Here is a 10,148-nt window from a genome sequence, read left to right as displayed (position 1 = left end):
CGACGACTGGAACGGCGCCAACCAGCAATGGCAACTCGCCCGCGTCGACGGCGGGGGCAACCCGACCACCGCGCCGCCGACGACGCCGCCGCCCGGCACCTGCGCCCTGCCGTCGACGTACCGCTGGAACTCGACGGGTCAGCTGGCGAGTCCGAGGTCGGGATGGGTCTCGCTCAAGGACTTCACCCACGCCCCGTACAACGGCCGGCATCTCGTCTACGCGACGACGCACGACACCGGGACGAGGTGGGGCTCGATGAACTTCGGGCTCTTCTCGAACTGGTCCGAAATGGGCTCGGCCAGCCAGAACGCGATGCCCTTCGCCGCTGTCGCGCCCAGCCTGTTCTACTTCGCCCCGAGGAACATCTGGGTCCTCGCCTACCAGTGGGGTGGGACCGCCTTCTCGTACCGGACCTCGACCGACCCCGCGAACGTGAACTCGTGGTCGGCGCAGCAGACCCTCTTCACCGGCAGCATCTCCGGCTCCGGCACCGGGCCGATCGATCAGGCGATCATCGGTGACGACACCAACATGTACCTGTTCTTCGCCGGAGACAACGGCAAGATCTACCGGGCCAGCATGCCCATCGGCAACTTCCCGGGCAGCTTCGGGGCCACCTACACGACCATCATGAGCGACACGACGAACAACCTGTTCGAGGCGGTTCAGGTGTACAGGCTGCGGGGCGAGAACCGGTACCTCATGCTCGTCGAGGCGATCGGCTCGCAGGGTCGCTACTTCCGCTCGTTCACGGCCACCAGCCTGGGCGGTACGTGGACGCCGCAGGCCGCCACCGAGAGCAACCCCTTCGCCGGCAAGGCCAACAGCGGTGCCACCTGGACCAACGACATCAGCCACGGCGAACTGATTCGCAGCAGCGCAGACCAGACCATGACCGTCGATCCCTGCAACCTCCAGCTGCTCTACCAGGGACGCGCCCCCAACTCCGGCGGCGACTACGGTCTCCTGCCCTACCGACCGGGCCTGCTGACCCTGCAACGCTGAGGGTGTGACGCGGGCACGGCCCGAAAGTTCCTGACCGGCGGGCTCGGCGCAGGGCCGAGCCCGCCCGGTTCGTACGGAGAGCCGCGTACGTCCCGCGATCCGGACGCCGAGCCCGCCGGACCAGCGGCGCCGAGCCCACCGGCTACGGGTACACCGCCGGCGGTGTCGCCGCGACGCCGGGTGTCCCGGTGACCGGCCGGGCGGCCCAGCGCCGGGTCGAACACCACCACCTGCTCGGCAGGCCGGCCGGGCGCAACCGGCCCGGGGCGTACGACGGCTCGGCGACCCCGCGTACCACCGACCGACGCACACCCACGAGGAGGAACACATGTCCGGACCAAGGAGATGGCTGGCCGCCGTCCTGGGCGCCGTGGCGGTCGCGGCCGCCGTCGGCGGCGGGGTCGTCGCCCCGCGACCGGCGCAGGCGCTGGACAACGGCGTCGCCCGCACCCCGCCGATGGGCTGGAACACCTGGAACACGTTCGGCTGCGACATCGACGAGACACTGATCCGCCAGATGGCCGACTCGATCGTGCACAACGGCCTGCGGGACCTCGGGTACCGGTACGTCGTCGTCGACGACTGCTGGTTCGACCCGAACCGGGACGCGCAGGGCAACCTGCGGGCCCACCCGCAGCGGTTCCCGAGCGGGATGAAGGCACTCGGCGACTACCTGCACTCGCGGGGCCTGTTGTTCGGCATCTACCAGGCGCCGCTCGACCAGACCTGCGCCCAGTACTTCGACGCCTTCCCCGGCTCCACCGGCAGCCTGGGGCACGAGTACCAGGACGCCCGGCAGTTCGCCGCCTGGGGCGTCGACTACCTGAAGTACGACTGGTGCTCCCCCACCGGAACGATCAACGACCAGGTGGCGAGGTTCGGCATCATGCGCGACGCGCTGGCCGCCACCGGCCGGCCGATCGTCTACAGCATCAACCCGAACAGCATCCACGAGAAGACCGGGCCGCAGCGCGACTGGAGCGACGTGGCGAACCTCTGGCGGACCACCGAGGACATCACCAACGCGTGGAACACCGGCCAGACGAACGGCTACCCGATGGGCATCCAGAACATCGTCAACGTCAACGTGCCACTGGCCGGCTACGCCGCACCGGGCGGCTTCAACGACCCGGACATGCTGGAGGTGGGCAACGGCGGGATGACCGACACCGAGGCGCGCAGCCACTTCGCGCTCTGGTCGGTCATGGCGGCGCCGCTGATGATGGGCAACGACCTCCGCTCGGCGAACGCGGCCACGTTGGCGATCCTGAGGAACCAGAACCTGGTGGCCATCAACCAGGACCCACTCGGTCGCCAGGCGGTCGAGGTCTCCCACGACGGCACCCGGCGGATCCTGGCCAAGAGACTGGCCAACGGCGACGTCGCGGTGGCCCTGTTCAACCAGGGCGGCTCCCCCACGACGATCTCCACCACCGCGGCGGCGATCGGCAAGACCGGCAGCTCGTTCACCCTGCGTGAGGCGTGGACCAACGCCACCTCCACGACGGCCGGAGGCATCTCGGCGAGCGTCCCCGCCCACGGCACGGTGGTCTACCGGGTCAGCGGCGGCGGCACCACCGACCCGCCGCCCCCCACCACGTTCCGGCTGCGCAGCGAGTCGGCCGGCCGATGCCTCGACCTGGACAACTCGAACAGTGCCAACGGCACCGGAACCCTGATCTGGGACTGCCACGGCAACCCCAACCAGCAGGTCACCCAGAGCGGCCAGACGCTGCGGATCCTCGGCAAGTGCCTGGACGTGCCCAACAACGCGACCAACGGCACCCGGGTCCAGATCTGGGACTGCAACGGTGGCACCAACCAGCAGTGGACGTCGAACAGCAACGGCACCGTGAGCAACGTCCGCTTCCCGTCGCTCTGCCTCGACGTCGACAACGGCGGCACGGCCAACGGGACTCCCGTGATCGTCTGGTCCTGCCACGGCAACACCAACCAGCGGTGGAGCCGGCTCTGACTGCCACCGGGAACTGACGGCCGGGTGGTGTCGTTCACCGACGCCACCCGGCCGGAGGCCGTCGTCAGCTCCGGGGTGCCGCGTCGGCCACCCGTCCCGGCAGGCCGCGGTGTGCGAGTATGTGCGATGCACGGCCCGACGCGGACTGTGACAGTCGCGACCCTGTCGGTGACGGGCGGTGGCCACGCCGCCGCCGGCCAGGCTCCGTGCGTACCCGGCACGAGCCGGTGACCGCCGGCCCGCTGGGGGGCGCGGCGGTCAGGCGAGGGCCGCCCGGCGGTCGTGCGCGACGTCCGGCGGTCGGCGGTCGGCGGTCGGTGGGAGAGGATGAGCGTGAGCAGTCTGGAGTCGCTGCGGCAGTTGCTGCGGCAGTCACACCACGCGCGTCCGGACGACCTGCCGGAGATGGCGATGCGGGCGGCACCCCTGCTGGACGCGCGTGCCCTGGTGATCTACCTGGTGGACCACCAACAGCGGCTGCTGCTACCGCTGCTGGGCGGCAGCGCGCCGGACCGGGAACCGGTCGACATCGACGGCACCGTCGCCGGGCGCGCCTTCAGCACGGCGTCGACCTGCGTAGGCAGCCGCGACGAGGACGGTGTCCGGGTCTGGGTGCCGGTGGTCGACGGCAGTGAACGCATGGGCGTGCTGGAGGTCGTCGCCGACAGCTCGCTGGGAGACGACAGCATCGACGACTGTGCCGCGGTCGCGTCCCTGCTCGCCGAACTGATCATGACGCGTAGTGCCTACAGTGACACGATCGAGCGGATCCGCCGCCGCCAACCCATGCAACTGGCGGCGGAGATGCTCCGCGCGCAGCTACCGCCCCTCACCTTCTCGACCGGACACCTGATCATCAGCGGCATCCTCGAACCGTGCTACGACGTCGGCGGCGACGCGTTCGACTACGCCGTCAACGGCGACACCGCGCATCTGGCGCTGTTCGACGCGGCCGGACACGGTTCCAGTGGCGGGATGCGCGCGGTGGTGCTCGCCTCCATCGCCCTGGCCGCCTACCGCAACGCCCGCCGCACCGGCCTGGACCTGACCGACACCTACCACCACATCGACGTGGCGGTCCGCCACCACGACCGGTACGGGATGATCACCGCGGTGCTCGCCGAGCTCGACCAGCGCACCGGCGTCCTGCAGGTCATCTCCGCCGGCCATCCCGGCGGGATCGTGCTGCGCGCCGGCAAGGTCGTCAAGATCCTGCCCACCCCGACCGCGCTCCCCGTCACCCTGGGCGACCATCGTCCGCCGGTGGTGGTGGAGGAAGCCCTCGAACCCGGCGACCAGGTGCTGCTCTACACCGACGGCATCATCGAAGCCCGCACCCCCGAGGGCGAGACGTTCGGCGTGCACCGGCTGGTCGAATTCGCCACCAGAGCGCTCGCCGATCAGCTGCCCCTGCCCGAGACCGCCCGCCGGCTCGTGCACGCCATCCTCGAACACCAGGACGACCGACTGCAGGACGACGCGACTGTCCTGCTCGCCGAGTGGCGCAGCCCCGCGCCCGCACACTCGGACTCGGAAACGGTCAACTCGCCCACCCACCACCCCCTGCGGACGCAGTCGTGACCGGACCAGCCGCGCGGGCCGCACGGCGGCTCGTCGCCTAGGCGTACCGCACCGGCCCGCCGGACGGCGCACACCGCACGCGGCATCGTCACGTGCGGGGTTGAGCGAACGCGACGGAAGGCGGCCGCTCCCCAGCGGGCGCGGTTGCGCGCCGACCGGTCGGGCGGCGGGCCTCGGCGGCGGTACCGGGTCGCACCAGCCAGGTCGCGGGGCCCGCACCGGGCAACCGTCCAACCTGTGTCAGGGCGCGGGGAAGCCGTTCTCCAAGTCGAACGTCGCGCCCTCGGTCTTCGCCCTCAGCGCCGCCAGTATCCTGCGGGCCAGCGACTCCGGCGTCCGCACCCTGATGTCCTCCTGCCCGCACCAGGCCCAGCTGCGCAGCTCGTCGGGGGGCAGGCGGATGTCCGCGGTGTCGACCTCGTCGAGGACGCCGCCGTCGAAGACGAACATGACGCCCTCGGTGCGACCGGGCCGCGGCGGCACCCAGTCCACCACCAGCAGTCGACCGGGAACGAGCGGCTTGCCCAGCTCCTCCTTGACCTCGCGCACCGCCGCCTGCCGAGGTGACTCGTCGGCGTCGACGCAACCACCGACGATCTCCCAGTAGTCCTTGTAGACGGGCTCGACCAGCATCGCGCGCCCGAGAGCGTCGGTGAACAGCACCGCCGCGCCCATCCGCTTGCGTGGCAGCGTGGCCGTGTAGTCGCCGGATGGTCCACTCACCTCCGCAGGCTACCTCCGGCAGCGGGCCCGCTGACCGGTCGCGGTTCCCGTCGCCGGGCAGGTCGGGGCGCTGCGACCAGTTCGGGGATGCGTCACCGGCACGTGGCCGCCGGGTGTTTGCTGTCGGTATGAAGCCATCGTCGCTCCGGTCGCTGCGACGTCGGTCGTCCCGGCGTCTGGTGCCGCGGCTGGCCGCCGAGCGGCACATGCTGCTGATGTTGGTCAGCTTCGCCGCTTCGGTCCTGGGTACCCGGGCGTTCCTGGCGCTGACCGGCTACCCGCGGGCTGGGGGTGGGACACTGCACATCGCGCACGCCCTGTGGGGTGGTCTGCTGCTGTTCCTCGCCGCGCTGATCCCGCTACTCGTCGTCAGCCGGGTCGTGCTGGTCTGGGCGGCGCTGCTGACCGGGATCGGCGCGGGACTGTTCATCGACGAGGTCGGCAAGTTCATCACCGCCGACAACGACTACTTCTTCCCCGCCGCCGCGCCCATCGCGTACGCGCTGTTCCTGCTCGCGGTCTGGCTGTACGTGCACGTACGTGACGCGCGGTCCCGCGGCGCGCGTGCGCAGCTGCTCGCCGTGCTGGAGCTGCTCACCGCCGCCGTCGACGAGGGCCTCAGCGAGCGGGAGCGCGCCCAGCTGCGGCGGCGGCTCGCCAACGCCGCCGCGGACCCGGCCGGCGACCGTCTGCAGCCGCTGGCCGCAGCGCTGCGGGAGGTGACCCGGCCCGGGGTGCTGCCGCTGCGGGAGCACCGACCGGGACGGCTCCCCCGGCTGACAGCGTCCGTCCGGGCCTGGCTGGACCGGGCGCTGACCCGGGGCCGGCTGCGCGCCGTACTGGTCGCGACCCTCGCCGCGCTGGGCCTGACCACTCTCGCCGACCTCACCGCGATCGTCGCGGTCGCCGTCGACCTGCGTGACGGGACCACCGGGGAGGTGCTGACCACCGCCAACGAGTTCACCCGCGTCGACATCGAGGACCGCCGCGGCGTTCTCCTCCTGCTCGCCCGGGCGCTGCTGGACACCTGCGTCGGGGTCGCGCTCCTCGTGGCCGCCGGCCTGCTGCTGCGCGGGGTCGTCCGACGCGCCGTACGGCTCGCCCAAGCCGGCCTGCTGACCTCGCTGAGCGTGGTGAACCTCCTGGTGTTCTACCTCGACCAGTTCGCCGCCGCCGTCACCGCGCTCGGCCAGCTCGCGGTGCTGCTCGCGGTGCAGCGCTACCAGCGACTGTGCGCCCAGCCGAACGAGCGGCCAGCGCAGCCACCAGCCTGACGCGGGGCGATGAGAAACTCCTGGCTCTTCGAGCGTTGGGCACCGACCTGTTCCGGGCACGCGTCGGCGGGCTGACGCCCCGTCCGGTGCTCGTGGTCACCGTCGTCATGGCCTCGCCGTCGACTCGCCTCGGCCCGATGCCGCGTCAATCACCTCGTCCAGGACCTCCCGCGACCGGATCAGGTCGCTGATCATCCGATCGACACGGGCTCGTTCCGTGGCGAGGTCACCGACCAGCTGCGGCGTGGCGATCTCGGACGGGCCGCCGTCCGAGTCCCGCATGCAGGGAAGCAGCTGTGCGATCTTCGCGCTGCGTATTCCCGCGGCGAAGAGCTCCTGGATACGGATGACCCGGTCGACCGCGCTCTCGGCATAGTCGCGATGGCCGCCGGGAGTGCGCTCGGCCGTCAGCAGCCCCTGCTGCTCGTAATAGCGCAGCGACCGCTCGCTCACTCCGGTGCGCTGGGCCAGTTCACCTATCCGCACTCCCCACCCACCCGCCTCGCGTCTTGAAATTGACACTGATGTCAGGTTTTACCGTACGGGCATGACGAACCAGTGGCGGCCCGCCCTGAACCCGCCCACCTCGGCGCCCCGCACCCGCCCAACCGTGTGGTGACGGCGGATGAGAACCGGATACCAGGTCGAGCAGGACTCCCCTGCCGAGAACAAGGATCAGAAGCTGCCCGTGGCAGCGCTGCTGGCGTTGGCCACGGCCGTCTTCATCACCAGCCTGACCGAGACGCTGCCCGCGGGTCTGCTGCCCGCGCTGAGTGCTGACCTCGAGGTCAGCGGGTCCGCGATGGGGCAGTCGGTGACGATCTATGCGCTCGGGACCGCGCTCACGGTGATTCCGCTGGCCGCGGCCACGGCGGGTTGGCGGCGCAGACGCCTGTTGCTGACGGCGATGGCGGGATTCGCCCTCGCCAATACGGTCACCGCAGTCTCGACGAACTATCCCCTGACGATGGCGGCCCGCTTCGTCGCCGGGGTCGCCGCAGGACTGGCCTGGGCGATGCTGGCCGGATACGCCCGCCGCATGACCCCTGTTCATCTACAGGGCAAGGCGATCGCGATCGCGATGGCCGGCATTCCGGTCGCGCTCTCCCTGGGGGTGCCTGCGGGTACCTTCATCGGCGAGGCGTTCAACTGGCAGACGGCTTTTCTGATCGTTACGGCGCTCACCGTCGTCCTACTGGCGTGGATCACCGCGACGGTCCCGGACTATCCCGGGCAGCGGCCGGAACGCCGAACCCGGATGCTGCGGACCCTCCACATCCCCGGCGTGGCACCGGTCCTGCTCGTCACCCTGGTCTTCGTGCTGGCCCACACCATTCTCTACACCTACATCGCCACCTTCCTCGACGGCCTCGGCATGGGCGGCTCCACCGACCTCGTACTTCTGGTCTTCGGCGTCACCAGCCTGCTGAGCATCTGGATCGTGGGCGCTCACGTCCACCGTCGGCTGCGCGCTCTCACCATCGCAAGCGTCCTCCTGGTCGCCGTGGCAGCCGCGGTCCTGGCCCTGCCGGCCGACAGCCGCGCGCTGGTCTACGCCGCGGTGGTGCTGTGGGGGTTCGGGTGGGGAGGCGCTCCCACGCTCCTGCAGACCGCCGTCGGCGACGCGGGAGGCGAGTCGGCGGACGCCGCACAGGCCATGCTCGTCACGCTGTGGAACGCGGCCATGGCCGGCGGCGGAGTCGCCGGCGGAATCCTTCTCGACTTCCTCGGTCCCACCTCCTTTCCCTGGAGCGTCCTGGTGCTCCTGATGCCGGTGCTGGCGGTGGTGGTCGCCGCCCGCGTCCACGGTTTCCCCACCAGACGCGTGGGTACGGCCGCATGACCCGCCGGCTCCGACCGCCACTCCCCGCCGGACGGGCACCGCCACACCTTCCGTCGGGGTGCCGTCCAGCGGATGACGCCCCTCGGCGGGCGCCTCACGCGAGCAGCGTGACGGTGCGGCACGCGACCGGCGTTTCCGCACTTGTGTCGCGTACCGCGCGGCACGGCCGCGGCGGTCGAGGAACCACCAGCGCCGGGCAGGGCTCAGCGGCGGTGCATGACGCGGGGCGGCACGGGTATCCCGGGTGGTCGAGGCGGGTACCGGTGCGGTCCTCTGCCGAGGCCCGCGCGCGAGCGGGAAGGTCAGGTCCTCGGGCAGGGGTGCCTGGCCCTGACACCTGGGGGTTGACGTCGTGCGCATTCCTCGCGGCATGATCGACGATCTTCGCTGGAGCATCGTCGCGCCGCCGGCCGCCGACCCTGCCGCTGATCGGGTCGGGGACCGCGTGGCTCTGCGTCCGGCGAGGTCTGGGGATCTTCCGGCGATGGCCCGAGCCCACGTCGAGCTGCTCCCGATGGGGCTGTTCCCGTCGCTCGGCGCCCGCTTCGTCCGCCGCTGGCAGCGTACCTTCCTGCACTCGCCGCACGGCGTGGGTGTTGTCGCCGTCGACACCGCTGCCCCGCGCGACGAGGTCGTCGGATTCGTGCTGGGTACCAGTGCACACGCCGCCTACACCGCGGAGCTGGCGAAGGATCGGCGCGCGATGGCATCGCTCTTCCTCGCCGCGCTCGTCGCGCTGCTCGTCCGGCCCCCGGTCGCCCTCCGGGCACTGCGGACGCGGGTCCGGCCATGGGCGCGCCGGGCGCTGCGCCGCCGGACGGCCGCGGTGGCACCGGAGCGAGCCGGGTCACGGGCTGCTCCGCGCGTGGCGGTCATGACCGCGCTGGCGGTGCGGCCGGACTGGCGCAAGAGCGGTATCGGGGTCGTGCTGGTCGAACGTTTCGTCGAGCTGGCCCGGGACGCCGGCGCGATGTGGGTGGAGGCGCAGACGTCGACCGGGCCCCTGGGGGCGACCGGATTCTACGAGCGGTTGGGTTGGGAGGCCACAACTCAACGGCCCACCCCCGACGGTGACAGCGTACGCACGTACCGTCGCGACCTCGGTGGCGCACGTTGAGCCTCGACGGCGCGGGCGGTTGCGCAATCCCGCCGGCGCTGCCCCGTCCCGGGCCGACGACCCCGTCGACCGCGACCGGCCGCGGCCGGCGCACGCGTCGCGGGCCGGACGCCGGCTACGGCCGCGTGGACGGAGGTCGCTCCCCCAGCATGCGCACCGCGGTCGAGGACACCACGGCCAGTTCGGGCCGCGCGGGCAGAAACACCGTGGGGACGCCCAGCGACTGGTTCATGGCGGCGAGCTGGTACTCGTTCTGCAGGTCGGTGGTGTTACGCACGCCCCGGACGATCACTCCCACCTCGTGGCGACGGCAGTAGGCGGAGGTCAACCCGCTCCAGGCCGCAACGGTGACGCTGGTCCACTCGACCGGCAGGACGGCCCGGACAGCGGCCGCCCGCTCCTCCTGGTCGGCGCCCGGATGCTTGATGCTGTTGACCGCGACGAGCACGACCACCTCGTCGAAGAGGTCGCGCGCCCGGTCGACCACATTCAGATGCCCGGCAGTGAAGGGATCGAAGCTGCCGGGGTAGACCGCTCGCACGCGTACGCGACCGGGGGCGCGTGCCGTCGATGTGCTCATGGCCCGACTGTAGGTATCGGCTGTCGGCATCGCCGGCTCCCGGGTGTGG

Annotated in this window: 9 protein-coding genes; 6 read left to right on the top strand and 3 right to left on the bottom strand. The window is 71.4% G+C overall.

All coding sequences use genetic code 11. The features are described 5' to 3' along the window. The 3 genes from V6V16_RS05125 to V6V16_RS05115 form a co-directional block, all read left to right on the top strand. A partial coding sequence (locus tag V6V16_RS05125; RefSeq protein ID WP_334559839.1) for a non-reducing end alpha-L-arabinofuranosidase family hydrolase occupies nt 1-1,006 on the top strand: 1,006 nt, incomplete at its 5' end. A 328-nt stretch (nt 1,007-1,334) separates the two neighbouring features. Then, complete coding sequence (locus V6V16_RS05120) at nt 1,335-2,981, top strand: glycoside hydrolase family 27 protein (protein WP_334559837.1); 1,647 nt, start codon at nt 1,335-1,337, stop codon at nt 2,979-2,981. A 333-nt stretch (nt 2,982-3,314) separates the two neighbouring features. Continuing rightward, nucleotides 3,315-4,562: a PP2C family protein-serine/threonine phosphatase gene (locus V6V16_RS05115; protein WP_334559835.1), complete on the top strand. Its 1,248-nt coding sequence runs from the start codon at nt 3,315-3,317 to the stop codon at nt 4,560-4,562. A 240-nt stretch (nt 4,563-4,802) separates the two neighbouring features. On the opposite strand, the gene V6V16_RS05110 is transcribed toward V6V16_RS05115, so the two are convergent. After that, nucleotides 4,803-5,285 (bottom strand): NUDIX hydrolase, encoded by a 483-nt coding sequence (locus tag V6V16_RS05110; RefSeq protein ID WP_334559834.1) that lies wholly within the window; start codon nt 5,283-5,285, stop codon nt 4,803-4,805. Between the two features lie 128 nt (nt 5,286-5,413). Here V6V16_RS05110 and V6V16_RS05105 point away from each other — a divergent pair, with 128 nt between their 5' ends. Then, nucleotides 5,414-6,559 (top strand): hypothetical protein, encoded by a 1,146-nt coding sequence (locus tag V6V16_RS05105; protein WP_334559833.1) that lies wholly within the window; start codon nt 5,414-5,416, stop codon nt 6,557-6,559. Nucleotides 6,560-6,664: 105 nt separating this feature from the next. On the opposite strand, the gene V6V16_RS05100 is transcribed toward V6V16_RS05105, so the two are convergent. After that, nucleotides 6,665-7,045 carry a MerR family transcriptional regulator gene (locus V6V16_RS05100; RefSeq protein WP_334559832.1) on the bottom strand — a complete coding sequence of 127 codons (381 nt, stop codon included), beginning with the start codon at nt 7,043-7,045 and terminating at the stop codon, nt 6,665-6,667. A gap of 139 nt (nt 7,046-7,184) precedes the next feature. On the opposite strand from V6V16_RS05100, the gene V6V16_RS05095 reads away from it, so the two are divergent. Next, nucleotides 7,185-8,402 (top strand): MFS transporter, encoded by a 1,218-nt coding sequence (locus V6V16_RS05095; RefSeq protein WP_334559830.1) that lies wholly within the window; start codon nt 7,185-7,187, stop codon nt 8,400-8,402. A 484-nt stretch (nt 8,403-8,886) separates the two neighbouring features. Beyond that, the gene (locus V6V16_RS05090; RefSeq protein WP_334559828.1) at nt 8,887-9,519 is read left to right on the top strand and encodes a GNAT family N-acetyltransferase; all 633 of its coding nucleotides are present in this window, start codon (nt 8,887-8,889) and stop codon (nt 9,517-9,519) included. A gap of 115 nt (nt 9,520-9,634) precedes the next feature. Here V6V16_RS05090 and coaD read toward each other — a convergent pair whose 3' ends face one another. Further along, nucleotides 9,635-10,099, bottom strand: coding sequence for a pantetheine-phosphate adenylyltransferase (gene coaD / locus V6V16_RS05085; protein WP_334559826.1), 465 nt, complete (start codon nt 10,097-10,099; stop codon nt 9,635-9,637). Between the last annotated feature and the right edge of the window lie 49 nt (nt 10,100-10,148).

It is taken from the genome of Micromonospora sp. CPCC 205561, from assembly GCF_036906775.1.
In the GTDB taxonomy this organism is placed as follows: domain Bacteria; phylum Actinomycetota; class Actinomycetes; order Mycobacteriales; family Micromonosporaceae; genus Micromonospora.
The sequence above is the reverse complement of the archived record's forward strand: the minus strand, read 5'-3'. Positions and strand labels throughout refer to the sequence as shown.

What these genes read in the sequence shown, in the direction of transcription:
- V6V16_RS05120 (WP_334559837.1), top strand. Translation starts at nt 1,335, where the DNA reads ATGTCCGGACCAAGGAGATGGCTGGCCGCCGTCCTGGGCGCCGTGGCG.
- V6V16_RS05105 (WP_334559833.1), top strand. Translation starts at nt 5,414, where the DNA reads ATGAAGCCATCGTCGCTCCGGTCGCTGCGACGTCGGTCGTCCCGGCGT.
- V6V16_RS05095 (WP_334559830.1), top strand. Translation starts at nt 7,185, where the DNA reads ATGAGAACCGGATACCAGGTCGAGCAGGACTCCCCTGCCGAGAACAAG.
- V6V16_RS05090 (WP_334559828.1), top strand. Translation starts at nt 8,887, where the DNA reads ATGGCCCGAGCCCACGTCGAGCTGCTCCCGATGGGGCTGTTCCCGTCG.
- coaD (WP_334559826.1), bottom strand. Translation starts at nt 10,099, where the DNA reads ATGAGCACATCGACGGCACGCGCCCCCGGTCGCGTACGCGTGCGAGCG.